General features: G+C 67.7%; 15 protein-coding genes and 1 pseudogene. 15 read left to right on the forward strand and 1 reads right to left on the reverse strand.

What is annotated here, in order from left to right; genetic code table 11:
- Positions 1 to 74 precede the first annotated feature (74 nt).
- The 5 genes and pseudogenes from AC3WT0_RS16745 to AC3WT0_RS16765 all read left to right on the forward strand — a co-directional run.
- A pseudogene (locus AC3WT0_RS16745) lies at positions 75 to 2,183 on the forward strand (strawberry notch C-terminal domain-containing protein); the annotation flags it as partial.
- The gene (locus tag AC3WT0_RS16750; RefSeq protein ID WP_492754647.1) at positions 2,183 to 3,247 is read left to right on the forward strand and encodes a DUF7146 domain-containing protein; all 1,065 of its coding nucleotides are present in this window, start codon (positions 2,183 to 2,185) and stop codon (positions 3,245 to 3,247) included. The pseudogene AC3WT0_RS16745 and the gene AC3WT0_RS16750, both read left to right, overlap by 1 nt.
- Positions 3,248 to 3,599: 352 nt before the next feature.
- Positions 3,600 to 4,541: a DUF2493 domain-containing protein gene (locus AC3WT0_RS16755; protein WP_492754588.1), complete on the forward strand. Its 942-nt coding sequence runs from the start codon at positions 3,600 to 3,602 to the stop codon at positions 4,539 to 4,541.
- 326 nt (positions 4,542 to 4,867) lie between these two features.
- Complete coding sequence (locus AC3WT0_RS16760) at positions 4,868 to 5,035, forward strand: hypothetical protein (RefSeq protein WP_492754589.1); 168 nt, start codon at positions 4,868 to 4,870, stop codon at positions 5,033 to 5,035.
- An 835-nt stretch (positions 5,036 to 5,870) separates the two neighbouring features.
- Positions 5,871 to 6,275 carry a single-stranded DNA-binding protein gene (locus tag AC3WT0_RS16765; protein WP_492754590.1) on the forward strand — a complete coding sequence of 135 codons (405 nt, stop codon included), beginning with the start codon at positions 5,871 to 5,873 and terminating at the stop codon, positions 6,273 to 6,275.
- A 110-nt stretch (positions 6,276 to 6,385) separates the two neighbouring features.
- Here AC3WT0_RS16765 and AC3WT0_RS16770 read toward each other — a convergent pair whose 3' ends face one another.
- A complete protein-coding gene (locus AC3WT0_RS16770; RefSeq protein WP_492754591.1) occupies positions 6,386 to 6,607 on the reverse strand; it encodes a helix-turn-helix domain-containing protein in 222 nt (73 codons plus the stop codon).
- A 175-nt stretch (positions 6,608 to 6,782) separates the two neighbouring features.
- Between AC3WT0_RS16770 and AC3WT0_RS16775 the strand changes: the two genes are divergently transcribed.
- The 10 genes from AC3WT0_RS16775 to AC3WT0_RS16820 all read left to right on the forward strand — a co-directional run bounded on the left by AC3WT0_RS16775 (position 6,783) and on the right by AC3WT0_RS16820 (position 14,698).
- A complete protein-coding gene (locus AC3WT0_RS16775) occupies positions 6,783 to 7,046 on the forward strand; it encodes a DNA -binding domain-containing protein (protein WP_492754592.1) in 264 nt (87 codons plus the stop codon).
- 154 nt (positions 7,047 to 7,200) lie between these two features.
- Entirely contained in the window at positions 7,201 to 7,422 is a 222-nt protein-coding gene (locus AC3WT0_RS16780) for a transcriptional regulator domain-containing protein (protein WP_492754593.1), read from the forward strand.
- On the forward strand, positions 7,361 to 7,984 hold the full coding sequence (locus tag AC3WT0_RS16785) for a DUF2285 domain-containing protein (protein ID WP_492754594.1): 624 nt from the start codon (positions 7,361 to 7,363) through the stop codon (positions 7,982 to 7,984). The genes AC3WT0_RS16780 and AC3WT0_RS16785 overlap by 62 nt, the downstream gene beginning before the upstream one ends.
- A 130-nt stretch (positions 7,985 to 8,114) precedes the next feature.
- The gene (locus AC3WT0_RS16790) at positions 8,115 to 8,381 is read left to right on the forward strand and encodes a helix-turn-helix transcriptional regulator (protein ID WP_015459426.1); all 267 of its coding nucleotides are present in this window, start codon (positions 8,115 to 8,117) and stop codon (positions 8,379 to 8,381) included.
- The gene (locus AC3WT0_RS16795) at positions 8,378 to 8,884 is read left to right on the forward strand and encodes a DUF2840 domain-containing protein (RefSeq protein ID WP_492754595.1); all 507 of its coding nucleotides are present in this window, start codon (positions 8,378 to 8,380) and stop codon (positions 8,882 to 8,884) included. Before AC3WT0_RS16790 ends, AC3WT0_RS16795 begins: the two co-directional genes overlap by 4 nt.
- Entirely contained in the window at positions 8,881 to 9,426 is a 546-nt protein-coding gene (locus tag AC3WT0_RS16800; protein WP_492754596.1) for a S26 family signal peptidase, read from the forward strand. The genes AC3WT0_RS16795 and AC3WT0_RS16800 overlap by 4 nt, the downstream gene beginning before the upstream one ends.
- A 35-nt stretch (positions 9,427 to 9,461) precedes the next feature.
- Positions 9,462 to 9,797 carry a DUF736 domain-containing protein gene (locus AC3WT0_RS16805; RefSeq protein WP_492754597.1) on the forward strand — a complete coding sequence of 112 codons (336 nt, stop codon included), beginning with the start codon at positions 9,462 to 9,464 and terminating at the stop codon, positions 9,795 to 9,797.
- Positions 9,798 to 10,065: 268 nt separating this feature from the next.
- Positions 10,066 to 10,713, forward strand: a complete 648-nt coding sequence (locus tag AC3WT0_RS16810; protein ID WP_492754598.1) for a lytic transglycosylase domain-containing protein — start codon at positions 10,066 to 10,068, stop codon at positions 10,711 to 10,713.
- Positions 10,714 to 10,951: 238 nt separating this feature from the next.
- Positions 10,952 to 12,709, forward strand: coding sequence for a relaxase/mobilization nuclease domain-containing protein (locus AC3WT0_RS16815; protein ID WP_492754599.1), 1,758 nt, complete (start codon positions 10,952 to 10,954; stop codon positions 12,707 to 12,709).
- A gap of 15 nt (positions 12,710 to 12,724) precedes the next feature.
- Positions 12,725 to 14,698 (forward strand): conjugal transfer protein TraG, encoded by a 1,974-nt coding sequence (locus AC3WT0_RS16820; RefSeq protein WP_492754600.1) that lies wholly within the window; start codon positions 12,725 to 12,727, stop codon positions 14,696 to 14,698.
- Positions 14,699 to 14,702: the final 4 nt, after the last annotated feature.

Genomic DNA, 14,702 nt, shown 5'->3' on the forward strand with positions numbered 1-14,702 from the left:
ACGTGGCGAAATGCTCAGCAGCTTTGCGGGCCTTCGCCACGTTCCTGCGCATTATCGCGACCTCGCGATAACAGATCATTCACAACAATCTGGACGCGGCGATGCAGGCCGCGAACATCACCGGGGCGACGGGCACGCTCAATGCCCAGGCCAAGTCGGCGGCGCGCAGCGCATTCGAGTCGGCGAAGCAGCGTTTCTTCAATCACCTCATCACGGCGATGCAGACGCCCTCGATGATCGCCAGCATCGAGCGCGATCTGGAAGCCGGCCACAGTGCCGTCGTCCAGATCGTCTCGACCGGCGAGGCGTTGCAGGAGCGGCGCCTGGCCGACATTCCCACTGAGGAATGGGACGACGTTCGGGTGGACGTGACGCCTCGCGAATATGTGCTGTCGTATCTCGAACACAGCTTCCCGGTGCAGCTCTACGAGCCGTTCACGGACAGCGAGGGCAACCTGTCCTCGCGGCCCGTCACCGACGCGGACGGCAATCCCGTCGAGTCCCGCGAAGCCGCCCTGCGCCGCGACCGGCTGATCGAGCGCCTCGCTTCGCTGGCGCCGGTGCCGGCCGCGCTCGACCAGATCATCCACCATTTCGGGACCGATATGGTCGCGGAGGTGACGGGACGCTCGCGGCGCATCGTCAAACGCCGCGGATCGGACGGCATCGACCGCTATGTCGTCGAGAGCCGGCCGGGCTCGGCCAATGTCGGCGAGACCGATGCGTTCCAGAGCGACGCCAAGCGCATCCTGATCTTTTCCGATGCCGGCGGGACCGGCCGCAGCTATCACGCTGACCTCGGCGCTAGGAACCAGCGGCTGCGCGTCCATTATCTGCTGGAGGCTGGCTGGAAAGCCGACAACGCCATCCAGGGCTTCGGCCGCACCAACCGCACCAATCAGAAGCAGCCACCGCTGTTCCGGCCCGTCACGACCGATGTGAAGGCGCAGAAGCGCTTCATCTCGACCATCGCGCGCCGCCTCGACACGCTGGGCGCGATCACGCGCGGCCAGCGGCAGACCGGCGGCCAGGGACTGTTCCGGCCGGAGGATAATCTGGAATCGCAATATGCGCGCGACGCGCTGCGCCAGCTCTACCGGCTGCTCTATGCAGGGAAGGTCGAAGGCTGCTCGCTCACCGCCTTCGAGCAGGCGACCGGGCTGAGCCTCAGCGACAGCAACGGCCTCAAGGACGAACTGCCGCCGATCACCACCTTCCTCAATCGGATGCTCGCGCTCATCATCGACATGCAGAACATCCTGTTCAGCGCGTTCGAGGATTTGCTGACCGCCCGCATCGAGGGCGCAATCGTTTCGGGAACCTACGAGCTGGGCCTGGAGACGCTTCAGGCCGAAAGCTTCACGATCACCGGCCGCAGCACCATCTATACTCATCCGGGAACCACGGCGGAGACGAGGTTGCTGACCATCGAACGCAAGGACCGCAATCGGCCGCTGCCCCTCGACGAGGCGCTCGACCATTGTTCGGACCCGCGCACGGTCCTGCTGGTCAACGCCCAATCCGGCCGTGCGGCCGTGCAGATAAGGACGCGCGGGCTGCTGCTCGACGACGGCAGCGTCGAGCGCCGGGTGCGGCTGATCCGGCCGATGGAATCGACGCCTATGCCGCTGGAGACGATGGCGCAGACCCATTGGCGCGAAGCATCGCGGGCCGACTTCGCCCGCGCCTGGGACGCGGAACTGGCCGAGGTGCCGGAGTTCGCCACCAGCGCCATGCACATCGTCACCGGCCTGCTGCTGCCGATCTGGAAACGCCTGCCCAATGAATCCACGCGCGTCTATCGGCTCCAGACCGATGACGGCGAGCGGATCATCGGCCGCCGGGTCTCGCCGGCCTGGGTGGCGACGGCCACCGCCAATGATGCCGCTCCGACCCTGGAGCCGAACGCCGCCTTCGCCGCCTTGATGGGCGGCCGCACCGTTCTCGATCTGGCCGAAGGTCTCCAGCTCCGCCGCGTCCGCGTCATGAACGCCTACCGGATCGAACTGACCGGCTTCACCGACGCCATGCGCGAGCGGCTGACCGCTTACGGCCTGTTCCACGAGATCATCTCGTGGACGCTGCGCATGTTCGTGCCGGTCGATGCCAGCGGCGCCGTCGTGCTGGAGCGGATCATGAAGCGTTGGCCGCTCCAGCGTATCGCCGACCGGACGGCCGCGTGATGGGCCGGCTGTCGGATCAGGCAGGCGAATTGGCGCAACGTCTCGGCGACCGGGCCGAGGCGGTGTGCCGCCAATACCTGTCGAAGGGGCATCGCGAGGGCCGCTATTGGCTGGTCGGGGATGCTCACAATACGCCGGGCCGCAGCCTCTATGTGCGGCTTTCGGGTTCGGAGGACGGCCGCGGCGCAGCCGGCAAATGGACCGACGCCGCGACCGGCGAGCATGGCGACCTGCTCGACATCATCATGCTCGCCTGCGGCCATGCGCAGCTCCGCGACTCGCTCGACGAGGCCCGGCACTTTCTCAGCCTGCCGCATCCCGAACCCGGCGGCGATGGTCCGCGCCATGCACAGGAGCCGAAAGCGCCGACCGGCTCGCCGCAAGCCGCTCAGCGCCTGTTCGCCGCATCCGCGCCTGTCCGTGGCTCCCTCGTGCAGACCTATCTGCGGGAGCGGGCGATCACCGCCCTTCGGGCCGACGATCCGCTCCGCTTCCATCCGCGCTGCTACTACACTCCATCGCGGAAGGACTTGCCGGGAACCCGTCGCGCATGGCCCGCCATGATCGCCGCCGTCACCGATCAGGACGGTGCGATCACCGGCGTCCATCGCACCTGGCTCGACCCGGCCGCGGCAGTGAAGGCGCCGGTGGCCACGCCTCGGCGCGCGATGGGTTTCCTTCTCGGGCACGGTGTCCGTTTCGGCAGGGCAGATGCGGTAATGGCGGCAGGCGAAGGCATCGAAACCATCTTGTCGCTACGCCAGGCCATGCCCGCCATGCCCATGATCGCCGCTCTGTCCTCGGCCCACCTCAGCGCCATCTTGTTCCCGCCCGCGCTGAGACGCCTCTATGTCGGCCGCGATGACGATCCCGCTGGCAGCGTGGCGGTAGCGAAGCTGACGGAGCGGGCTTCGGGCGCCGGGATCGAGGTCGTGCCGCTTTCGCCCATGCTCGGCGATTTCAACGAGGATCTGCGCCTGGTCGGACCCGAGCGGATGGCGGGGGCGCTGGCGGCGCAACTCGTCGCTGAAGATGCGGGCCGTTTCCTGGCCATCGCCGGCTGAGGCCGGAAAGGCGGCGGGGTTTCGGTTTGGGGTTCAGAGAGGTTCGGTCTGCCGGTTGTGATGACGCTTTTGATCATCGGAGAGGCCCGCGCCCTTGCTGCCTTCTTGAGAGGCGTTCGGGACGACAGCCGCCCCGGCCCGGCAACGGCGTTCGGCGGCTAATTTCCGCCGCGGCCCCGAGGGGCCGCTTTGCATCGCGAGACAAATTAGCCGCCGCCCTGCCGTCCAGCGCTGCGCTCGGCCCCCACCCGCGCTGGAGGCGCGGGATGGCGGTGCAAGCCCGGTTCGCCCGCCGTCTTTCGACGCCTGCGAAGGCCGCGAAGGGCGCGGCCAGCCGATGAAAGGCGTCATTATGTCAACCGACGAACCGCTCTCCGAACATGAACCCGAACACGAGGAATCCCCCACCGCCTACCTGCTTCAGGAATTGGCGCTATACGGATACCGACCCTTCGACGACGAGCCCGACCAACGACCGCTGCCCGAGGCCCGCTCAGCGGCAGGCGCAGTCGCCGACATCTTCGATGCGATGGTGTCCTGCCTGAACGACACACGGCTCGAACCCGACCTTGAAGACCTGCTCTGGAACGTCACCAATGTCTTCCACCGCGCCGGCGAGCGGATCGAGCGCGAGCTTGATGACAACGAGGTCGCCCAAAGACGCAGTCAGCGCGAACAGGACGGCTCCGAGGTGATGTCGGTCGAGCTGGAGCGGTTGCTGCGCGAGGGCGCGACCATGATCGAGCGCCGCGACTCGATGGAGTTCTTTCGCGACGCCTGCGCCGAGCAGTTCCGCATCCACCTCCTGAAAGCCTGGACTCCGCGCTCCAGCTCGAAGGTCAACCGCAAGGCGCTCACCTCGGCGGTGGTGTCCAGCCGCGACTTCATCAATGCGCGACAGCGCGCCGAACAGCAGGTGCTGGTGCCCGCCGGAACGCTGATCGCGCTCAGCTCGGGGCCGGCCTACAGCGATCACCGTTTCATCTGGGACTTGCTCGACAAGATCCACGCCAAGCATCCCGACATGGTGCTGGCGCATGGCGCGACGCCGAGCGGAGGTGAGCGCATCGCCGCCCGCTGGGCCGATCATCGCAGCGTCACGCAGATACCGTTCCAGCCCGACTGGACCCGGCACAAGAAGGCTGCGCCGTTCAAGCGCAACGATGAGATGCTGGCGATCCTGCCGAAGGGCGTTGTTATCCTTCCCGGCACCGGCATCCAGGACAATCTCCGCGACAAGGCCAAGGCGATGGGCATCAAGGTCTGGGACTTCCGGCAACAGGGCGGCGCGTAAGCGCCGCCTTTCTCTCGTTGCTGAAGTGGGGACGCATCAAGGCTTCCCCATTCGGCCAAGTCACCCTGCCGCCAGCTTGGCATACGTGCGGGGCGATTGGTCCGGTAGCGACATCCAGCTCCCGTCTCCGCGCGCACCACCCCCGCTCTTTGAGGCGCTATCCTTGGTCGAGCGGATGGCCTGGCGCCATCAACCCGTAAAGGGTCCGCTACGCGAGCGTGCGGCCGTCAGGCTTCGCCTTGACGGTGATTGCGGCCATCCGCCCAACACTTCGGGCGCCTGTCGAGCGGGGGTGGTCCCCGCTCCCCAAGACAGGAGCCGGATCAATGTCCCTCGAAATCGCACAATCCCACGCCTGGAACCTCGCCCGGACGCTGATGACCTGCATCGTCGTCTTCAGGATCAGCGATCGCATCTTCGGCGTGCTCGAAGCGCGCGAGTTTGACGGCGACGCGAACAGCATCGTGCAAGAATACGATCCGTTCTCACGCTGAGCGACGGACCCGCATCTGCCTTCGGCGCGATCCGACGCGCCGAAGGCGGTTCGTGCTTGTTTGGCTGCTGTCGTCGTTGCGAACGGCAGCACGAGAGCCGTGTGATGTCAGATATAAAGCTCTTCGGCGGGCAGCGGCGCGCCGTTTTCTGGCGTTACAATGCCTATTGCCCGCTCGCAATTTGAGCGGCGCAGGCCCGTGAGGGCAGCCAATCAGAGGCCCGCCGGGGCTCCGCCAGACCTCGCCCGCGTCCGGATCGACGGCGGCGAGCACCCCCGGCCGAATGCTTGCCCCCCGACCACGGTCCTGCGCTCGTGATCCACGCTGCGACAATCTCTGCATCGCAATCGACGCGGCGGTCGGTCCTGTAGGGAGGTCGCTCGCGGACCAGCACATCTCCCTTCGCGGCCTCCGTCAGGCATCCCGAGCGGCGGTGATCAGACGCTATCGGACTCCTGCGCTGCGGTTGGTGTGACCGAATTCCCCGCCGGCCGTATCCATCTCAGTGACGGACGTGTTGCGCCCGAGACCACCTGGCCTGCACCTCTTGGGCGTCCCTGGCGTTCAGAACGCCGAGCAATTCCGTTCTGTATCGCTCCGTTTCGCTTCGCCGAAGAAACGGTCCCTCCGACTGACTGATCCCCTAAGCCCGTTCGGTTTTCGCCAGCAACCCCCGCGGCTCCGAACCGTGTTGGCGCGTGCCGCGCCTGCCCGCACCACTTCGGGCCTTAGGGGTCGGGTCTCCGCTGCGCGTCGATGCAGGCGCCTCCCGACGGTCTTGGCCGGGTCTCGTCGGAGGGACGGTCCCTCGGACTTGAAGCAACGGAGACTTGAAATGCAGAACATCGTTATCCTCGCCGGCAACATCGGCCAGAACCCCGAGAGCCGCACCACGCAGGGCGGCACCCAGATCACGAACTTCACTCTTGCCACCTCGCGGCCTCGGTACTTGGAGGGCAAGGTCGTTCGGGACGACAACGGGTATCGCGTGCAGGATACCGAGTGGCATCGCATCACCGCCTTCAACGGGCTCGGCAAGACCATCCAGGAGCATTGCGAGAAGGGGATGAAGGTGCTGGTCCGCGGTCGCATCCACTACACCAAGTGGACCGACCGCGATGGCGTCGATCGGTACGGCTGTGAGATTATCGCCGAGACGGTGGACTTCCTGAGCCGGGCCAAACCCGCAGTGGATGGCAAAACCTCCGACAACGACCTCGATGATGACATCCCGTTCTGATCCGGGGCGGGCGAGGCCCGGCGGCGCAAGCCCCCGGGCCTCTTCGGCTTGCATGAGATTTAGTCGGAACGCTCTGCGCTACCGCTTCCGCAACGGCCTCAAAACCCACACTAGTCACCTTCGGACGAGTCGGTGTTGGCGAGGAGTTCGGCCGGCGTGGCACCAAGCGCCGATGCCAAATGAAACAGGGTGACGACCGTGGGATTGCGTCGCCCGCGCTCCAGATCGCTTACATATTGTTGAGTAAAGCCCGACGTCTCGGCAAAGCGCTCCTGGGTAAAGCCCTTCTCCTTCCTCAATCTGGCGAAGTTCAATCCCACGAGGCGGCGCATATCCATGCGCGGCAAACTGGACGATACACACTATCCGGTTTATCTCCTATAAGGTGTATCGCCGGTCTGGCGGCGCTCATCGCTGCAACAGGTGCAACGAACGATGCGAGACTTGCACATAGCCGGCGCATGTATTTGGTCTAGGTTCGTTAATGAGGATCATGTCGGGGGCGCCATGAGCACCAGCCATTTCGCAGATCGCGCGCCGGATGTATCGCAGCTCACCGCGTATGACGAAAGCCATTTGGCGGACTATCTGCGCTTGCTCGACGCGGCCGAGGAGGGCGCCGACTGGCGCGAGGCCGCCGCCCTTATTCTCGGCATCGACGCCATCGCCGAACCGCATCGGGCGAAGACCATGCACGCCAGCCATCTCGCGCGAGCGCGGTGGATGACCGAGGTGGGCTATGCCCATCTGCTCGGTTGCGAGCGTCCCTAAAGCGTTAAGATTTCATCCATTTTGGCGCTTCCTCGGGGCTCGGGCCGCAGCCTTCCGAGCATGGTTGAGCGCAACCTTCGCGCTATTGTGAGGCTTCCTGCGCGGCAATGTTGCCCCTCCCGAAATTCGCGCAATGCGCGGCTGGGAGGATGCAATGCCGATGCCGCCGGGACGGCGCCAGCAACGCATCGGCGGCTTGTCCGATGCAAGCGGGCGCGCTGAAATCGCCGCCGAGTTTTTACGGCGAAACCCCACTTATCGCGCCGAACATGCGCAGATGCAGAAGCGCATCGCCAGCGGCGCCGTCGCGAAGGATGCCGCCGAGGCGGCGTTCGCGCGGCGCTGGGGGTTGTCCTTTCGCCACGGCGCCGGATGATCTTTCAGAGCCGGTCGCCTGGCGTCCGGAACTGACCGCCGTCACGGTCATTCTTGACGCCGCGCCGGATGGATTCGAGCGCGCCGCGCCGGTCGATCCGCGCGCGCTCGGCGCGCTGCTCGCCGACGCGGCCGGTATCGAAGGCCGCCATGTCATCGTCTCCGATGCGGCCGGCGAGCATCGGCTTTGGCTGCGCGATCCGGAGCCTGGTCGGCCGCTCGCCGCCGTCATCCCGCTCGACAAGGATTTCATCACGCGCATCGCGAGTCTGCTGCGCTTCCACCGCCGCCTGTTCGGCCGTGCGGCGGGGCCGCTGCCGCGCGGCTGGCCGCTCACCGCCTATAAGCTGGCGCGTCTCGACCTGATGCTCCGCGCGCTCGACCTGCGTGACGGCGGCGCAACCTATCGCGAGATCGCGGTCGAGCTCGGACGTGATGACGCGACCAGATTGTCAGCCAGCGATTGGAAGATGTCCGCTTCGCGGTCGTTCGTCGTGCGGCTGGTCCGCGACGGCATCGCGATGATGAACGGCGACTACCGCAAACTGCTCCGCATTCGCTGATCCGTCCGCCCCGGTGACGCCCTTGCAGGGGGTGGTCACATCCGTGCAGCCGCACATCTTCATACCCCACCCGGCCGCGTCCGGCCTGTCATTTACGTCTCCTGCCGCCACTGCCCGCAGGAGCCGTCACTTGTCCGATACGCCTACCAACCTGCCGCCCCGCTTCCTGCGCACGCCGGAAGCCGCGCGCTTTCTCGGCCTCTCCGGCCGCACGCTGGAGAAGCACCGCTATTTCGGGACCGGCCCGGCCTACCGCCGGATCGGTGGCCGCGTCGTCTATTCGGTCGATGACCTGCGCGCCTGGGCCGACATCGGCATCAAGCATTCGACCTCCGATCCGGGGCAGGACGACCTCATGCCGCGCGCGGATTCGGCCATCGCCCGGAGCCGGCGATGACCGTGCCGCCGTCACCCATGCGCCTGCCGACCGCCACCGGCGACGGCCTGACCCGCGTCGAACTGACCTGGATCGGGAAGCGGATCGAGCACTGGATCAGGTTCGGCCGCGTCGCCAAGGACGAGATCGTCGATCGCCGCCGCCGCATCGTCAGCTTCCGGCCGGGCGTCGTGTTCGCGTTCGTCCGCTGGGCGTCGAATGACTACGGGACGATCATCTCGCGCATCGACGTGGTGCGCGCGGTCGCCGCCGGTGAGCCGTTCACGACGCTGCCGTTCGTGCGGCCGGGCGGCGACATCCTGCTCAAGATCGAGGGCTGGCCCAAGGTCCAACAGGTGCTCGCCGCGATCGACGCGACCGAAGCGGCGGGCGTCGATCCGTGCGACGCCGCACCCGATCATTGGCGCCACGTCCACAACCGCATCGCCGCCGGACATCAGCCGCGGCTCTACACGCTGGAACGTCATCGCGCCTGGCTCAAGCGCCGGGAGATCGAGGGATGACGCGCCGCTTCTACGTCCGCGCCACAGCGATCACCGCGTCGGCTTTCGTCATCGCGTTCGCCGTCATCGCGATCACCGATCCGCTGCCGCGCGTTGTCTGGAACGCCAGCGCGAGCGCGCCGCTCGGCCTCTATCGGATCGAGCCGGACCGCGACCCGCCGCGCGGCGCGTTGGTCGCGGTCGAGCCGCCCGAGCGGCTTGGGCGCTGGATGGCCGAGCGCGGCTATCTCGGCAGGAACGTGCCGTTGTTGAAGCACGTCGCCGCCAAGGCCGGGCAGCATGTGTGCCGGATCGGTGTCGCGGTGAGCGTCGAGGGACGGCCCGTCGCTGTCGCGCTGATGCGCGACCGGATCGGCCGTCCGCTGCCGGTCTGGCAGGGCTGCCGCACGCTCGCGGCGGGCGAACTGCTGCTGCTCAATCCCGATCATCCCGACAGCCTGGACGGCCGCTATTTCGGGCCGCTCCGCGCCTCCGCCGTGCTCGGCCGCGCGATCCCGATCCTCACCCGCCAGACCCCCGACGCGCCGCTCACCTGGCGCTGACCCGATTTTTCCCTGCCAACCCAAAGGAGATTCCCATGCAGATCGGCAGCTTCATCCGCACCGCCAATGGCTTTGAAGGCATCCTCGAAAGCGCGATGCTCGACATCCGCATCTCCATCGTTCCGGCCGAGCCGAGCGATGCCGAGAAGGCGCCGGACTGGCGCGTCCATCGCGGCGATGACGGCGATGGGCCGGAGATCGGCGCGGGCTGGAACGAGAGCGGCGAACGCGCCGGGGATTACGTCTCGCTGCGCATCGACGATCCCACCTTCGCGCAGCCGATCCGCGCCGCGCTGTTCCAGAACACCAATGACACATCGGCATGGTCGCTGCGCTGGAACCGGCCCCAGAAGCCGCGCGAGCAGGACTGAGATCGTGCGCTTCTCTATCATCCCTTTGTTCGCGGGAAAGCCGTCTCATCCCTCCGTCCCGCTCGGCCCAAGGCCGGCCGGGGCGCGCAGCGAAGGTCAAGGGCGGCCGAAGGCCGGCGCGCCGCGCGCACCCTTTACCGCAGCGAGCACGCTGGCAGGCTGGCGGCGGAGCGGAGTCGGATCGGCGGTGGCGCTCGCCCTCGGTCTGCTTTGGGCCGGCGCTGTCCCGGCAGCGGCGTCGGCGCAGGAGGCGGCGACGGATCGAGCCGTGGCGCGTCATCCTTATGCAGAGCATGTCGCCAACGCCGCGCGCCGCTTCGGCATTCCCGAGGCGTGGATCTGGGCGGTGATGCGCGTCGAGAGCAACGGCGATGCCCGCGCCGTTTCGTCGGCCGGGGCGATGGGCCTGATGCAGATCATGCCCGCGACCTGGGCCAATCTGCGCGCCCGCCACGGTCTCGGGAGCGATCCCTATGACGTGCGCGACAACATCATGGCGGGCGCGGCCTATCTGCGGGCGATGTTCGACCGCTATGGCAGCGCGACGGCGATGCTGGCGGCGTATAATGCGGGGCCGGGACGCTACGAAGATTACCTGTCGCGCGGCCGTCCGCTGCCCGCCGAGACGCGCGCCTATCTCGCAAAACTGACGTCGATAGTCGGCACGTCGGATGCGGTTGAGACAGTGGTGAGCGCTTCGCCCGATCCATTCGCCTGGCGCCGCGCCGCGCTGTTCGTGCGCACGGCGAGCGCGGATTCGGATGCGGTTCCTGTGCAACCGGGGAGCGCGACTGGTGCAGCGCCAACACCGCCGGGCCGACCAGCACCCGGCGAGGATAACGCCATTGCATCGCCAACGGAGAGGCAGGCCGACACGCTGTTCGTCTCCCGCGCTCGCGCGGGCCGACCGCAATGATCGGCATCGCGCAACCCTCGACCATCCGAAGCAGAAGTGAGGCTGGGGAGGGAGAAAACGGCAGGGACAGACGAGGGCAAGATACAAGCCGCACCCCGTTTTGCCGAAAAGCCGAGGCTTTTCCGAGGCTTCACGCGGGGGCGTCGGTCGGCGCGCGTGCCGCGCGGAAGAGAAAAGCCAGCAATATCAATACGCCGAACGGCACCACACGCCATTATCGGCGGAAAACAGCCCGGCCATGAGCGAGGACAGCGATTTCCGCGTCCGGCCGGGCAAGGCCAAGCGCAGCAAGGCGCAGGGCCGCAATGCGCGCGGCCTGGTGGCCGAGGTGCTGCGCGTCGCCGCCCGCAGCGGCGGCGGCAAGCGCGCCGGTTGGGGCGGATCGCGCTCGCGGGGGCAATCGAGCTTTGGGCGCGGGCGCACATCGTTCGCGCGGAGCCGCCTGTTCGGATCGGGCCGGCGCGTGCTGGTCAAGGCGCTGCCCGTCCGCCACCGCATCGGCGGCCGGCGCATGGCGCCGTTGTCCGCCCACATCGCCTATCTGAAGCGCGAGGGCGTCACCCGCGACGGCTCGCCCGCGCGCATGTTCGACGCCGAGGGGGATCGCGCCGACGATCGTAGTTTCGCCGAGCGGTGCAAGGACGACCGGCATCATTTCCGCATCATCGTTTCGCCCGAGGATGCGGCCGATCTCTCCGACCTGCGCGAATACACCCGCGATCTCGTCCGCCAGATGGAAGCCGACCTCGGCACGCGCCTGGAATGGATCGCGGTCGATCACTGGAACACCGACAATCCGCACGTCCATCTGCTCGTGCGCGGCGTCACCGACACCGGCGCCGATCTCGTCATGGCGCGCGACTATATCGGCCACGGCCTGCGCTCGCGCGCCGAGGAGTTGGCGTTCGCCGAGCTTGGGCCGAAGCCCGAGCATGAAGTCCAGCGCGCGCTCGACCGCGAGGTGACGGCCGAGCGCTGGACCCGGCTCGACGGGGAGATCGGGCGCGCCGCCGACGAGCTGGGCGTGATCGACCTGCGCCCCGAGCGGCCCGGCCCGGACGATCCGCGGCTCCGCCGGCTGATGATCGGGCGGTTGCAGCATCTGGAGACGATGGGGCTGGCGGCCGAGGGCGAGCCGGGTCAATGGGCAGTTGCCGAAGGTGCGCAGGCGAAGCTGCGGGAGTTGGGGTCACGCGGCGACATCATCCGCACGATCGGCGCGGCGCTCAAAGAGCGCGGACAGGATCGGCCGCTCGATAGCTATGCCGTCGTCAGCGGCGCTCCCGAGAAGCCGATCGCCGGCCGGCTGATCGACAAGGGGCTGCACGACGAGCTGACCGGGACGGCCTATGCCGTGATCGACGGCACGGATGGCCGCACCCATCATGTTCGGCTGCCGGGTCTCGAAGCGCTGGAGCATAGCCCGGCGCTCGGCGGTATCGTCGAGCTGCGCGGCGTCGGCAGGCCCGGCGAAGAGAAACCGACGCTCATCCTCGCCACGCGATCGGATCTCGACTTGCCCGCGCAGATCAAGGCGCCCGGCGCGACCTGGCTCGACCATCGCCTGATCGAGCGTGGCGCCGGCGTCGCGGACGGCGGGTTCGGCGCCGAGGTGCGCCGGGCGATGGACGCCCGCACCGATCATCTCGTCCGCGAAGGACTGGCGCGCCGCTTCGGCGAGCGCACGGTGTTCGAGCGCGGGATGCTCGACACACTGCGCAAGCGCGAGCTGGACTCGATTGGCGCCAAGATCGCGGGCGAGACTGGGCTGGCCTATCGGCCGGCGCAAACCGGCGAGAAGGTCGCCGGTGTCGTGCGCCGGTGCCTCGCGCTCGCATCCGGCCGCTTCGCCATGATCGACGACGGCCTCGGTTTCCGGCTCGTGCCTTGGGCCAGCACCCTCGAACAGCAGCTCGGCCGGCAGGTGTCGGGCGTCGTCCGCGCAGGCGGCGGCATCGACTGGACGCTGGGCCGCAAGCGCGGCCTCGGCCTCTAATTCAGGAGTGAACTCATGTCTGCGACCAAGATTTTGTGGGGCCAGATCATCATCGTGTTCCTGATCGTGCTTTCCGCGGTCTGGGGCGCGACGCAGTGGACCGCCGCCGCGCTCGCCTATCAGCCCGAGCTTGGTCCGCCGTGGTTCATGCTTGGCGAGTGGCGCATCTATCCGCCGCCTGCCTTCTTCTGGTGGTGGTTTTCGTTCGACGCCTATGCGCCCGGCATCTTCCTGACGGGCGCCTATATCGCGGCGTCGGGCGGGTTCGTGTCGATCGCCGTCGCCATCGGCATGTCGGTATGGCGTGCCCGCGAGCTGAAGAACGCCGAGACCTACGGGTCGGCGCGTTGGGCGACCGAGCGGGAGGTTCGCGCCGCCGGCCTGCTCGGACCAAACGGCGTGGTGCTCGGCAAACTCGCGCGCGACTATCTTCGCCACGACGGCCCCGAGCATGTGCTGTGCTTCGCGCCGACGAGGAGCGGCAAGGGCGTGGGCCTGGTCGTGCCGTCGCTGCTGGCCTGGCCGGCATCGGCGATCGTCCACGACATCAAGGGCGAGAACTGGCAGCTCACCGCGGGCTTCCGCGCGCGGCATGGCCGGGTGCTGCTGTTCGATCCGACCAACGCCGCGTCGGCCGCCTACAACCCGCTGGTGGAAGTGCGGCGCGGCCAGTGGGAAGTGCGCGACGTGCAGAATGTCGCCGACGTGCTGGTCGATCCCGAAGGCAGTCTCGAGCGTCGCAATCATTGGGAGAAAACCTCCCACTCGCTGCTGGTCGGCGCGATCCTCCACGTCCTCTACGCCGAGCCCGACAAGACGCTGGCCGGCGTTGCGGGATTCCTGTCCGATCCGTCGCGCACGATCGAGCAGACACTGGCCGCGATGATGGCGACGCCGCACCTGGGCAAGGCCGGCGTGCATCCCGTGGTCGCCTCGGCCGCGCGCGAGCTGCTGAACAAATCCGATAACGAGCGATCGGGCGTGCTCAGCACCGCCATGTCGTTCCTCGGCCTTTACCGCGATCCGGTCGTCGCCGAGGTCACGCGGGCCTGTCAGTGGCGCATATCGGATCTGGTCGAGGGCGACCGGCCGGCGACGCTCTACCTCGTCGTGCCGCCCAGCGACATCTCGCGGACCAAGCCGCTGATCCGCCTCATCCTCAACCAGATCGGACGGAGGCTGACCGAGGAGCTGACGCCGAAGGGCGACCGGCATCGCGTGCTGCTGATGCTCGACGAGTTCCCGGCGCTCGGCCGGCTCGACTTCTTCGAGTCCGCGCTGGCGTTCATGGCGGGCTACGGGCTGAAGGCGTTCCTCATCGCACAGTCGCTCAATCAGATCGAAAAGGCTTACGGCCCCAACAACGCGATCCTCGACAACTGCCATGTGCGCGTGAGCTTCGCCACCAACGACGAGCGGACCGCCAAGCGCGTGTCGGACGCGCTCGGCACCGCGACCGAGATGCGCGCGATGAAGAACTATGCCGGGCACCGTCTCTCGCCTTGGCTCGGACATTTGATGGTGTCGCGGTCCGAGACCGCCCGCCAGCTCCTCACGCCGGGCGAGGTGATGCAACTCCCGCCCGACGATGAGATCGTGATGGTGGCGGGCGTTCATCCGATCCGCGCGAAGAAGGCGCGCTACTTCCGCGATCCGCGTTTCGCCGAGCGGATCATGGCCGCGCCCGAACCGGCTGCCGTCGCGGCCCGGCCAGACGATTGGACCGGCCGCGCGGCCGCCGCCGATCCTGCCGATGTGGCGCGGATCGTTCGTGCGCAGGAGGACGCCGCCAATGGCGGGCTGCGCCGGGAGCCCGAGCTGCCCGAGCATGTCGCCATCGCGCCGGAGACGACGGCGCCGCCCGCACAGGAGTTCGCGATCGTCGACGACGAACCCGAGGACGCGGCGCGGCAGGCCGCCGTGAGGCGCCGGATGCAGGGGCTCGCGCGGCAGGCGTCGCTCGACCCCGGCGACGGGATCGATCTGTAGGAGT

The sequence above is a fragment of the Sphingomonas sp. EU05-FHT14C10 genome (assembly GCF_058790595.1).

Excerpts from the sequence above, each read along its gene's own strand:
- AC3WT0_RS16780 (WP_492754593.1), top strand. The coding sequence starts at position 7,201 with ATGCCGATGCCGCCGGGACGGCGCCAGCAACGCATCGGCGGCTTGTCC.
- AC3WT0_RS16750 (WP_492754647.1), top strand. The coding sequence starts at position 2,183 with ATGGGCCGGCTGTCGGATCAGGCAGGCGAATTGGCGCAACGTCTCGGC.
- AC3WT0_RS16800 (WP_492754596.1), top strand. The coding sequence starts at position 8,881 with ATGACGCGCCGCTTCTACGTCCGCGCCACAGCGATCACCGCGTCGGCT.
- AC3WT0_RS16815 (WP_492754599.1), top strand. The coding sequence starts at position 10,952 with ATGAGCGAGGACAGCGATTTCCGCGTCCGGCCGGGCAAGGCCAAGCGC.
- AC3WT0_RS16770 (WP_492754591.1), bottom strand. The coding sequence starts at position 6,607 with ATGCGCCGCCTCGTGGGATTGAACTTCGCCAGATTGAGGAAGGAGAAG.
- AC3WT0_RS16805 (WP_492754597.1), top strand. The coding sequence starts at position 9,462 with ATGCAGATCGGCAGCTTCATCCGCACCGCCAATGGCTTTGAAGGCATC.
- AC3WT0_RS16785 (WP_492754594.1), top strand. The coding sequence starts at position 7,361 with ATGCCGCCGAGGCGGCGTTCGCGCGGCGCTGGGGGTTGTCCTTTCGCC.
- AC3WT0_RS16820 (WP_492754600.1), top strand. The coding sequence starts at position 12,725 with ATGTCTGCGACCAAGATTTTGTGGGGCCAGATCATCATCGTGTTCCTG.
- AC3WT0_RS16755 (WP_492754588.1), top strand. The coding sequence starts at position 3,600 with ATGTCAACCGACGAACCGCTCTCCGAACATGAACCCGAACACGAGGAA.
- AC3WT0_RS16775 (WP_492754592.1), top strand. The coding sequence starts at position 6,783 with ATGAGCACCAGCCATTTCGCAGATCGCGCGCCGGATGTATCGCAGCTC.
- AC3WT0_RS16795 (WP_492754595.1), top strand. The coding sequence starts at position 8,378 with ATGACCGTGCCGCCGTCACCCATGCGCCTGCCGACCGCCACCGGCGAC.
- AC3WT0_RS16765 (WP_492754590.1), top strand. The coding sequence starts at position 5,871 with ATGCAGAACATCGTTATCCTCGCCGGCAACATCGGCCAGAACCCCGAG.
- AC3WT0_RS16760 (WP_492754589.1), top strand. The coding sequence starts at position 4,868 with ATGTCCCTCGAAATCGCACAATCCCACGCCTGGAACCTCGCCCGGACG.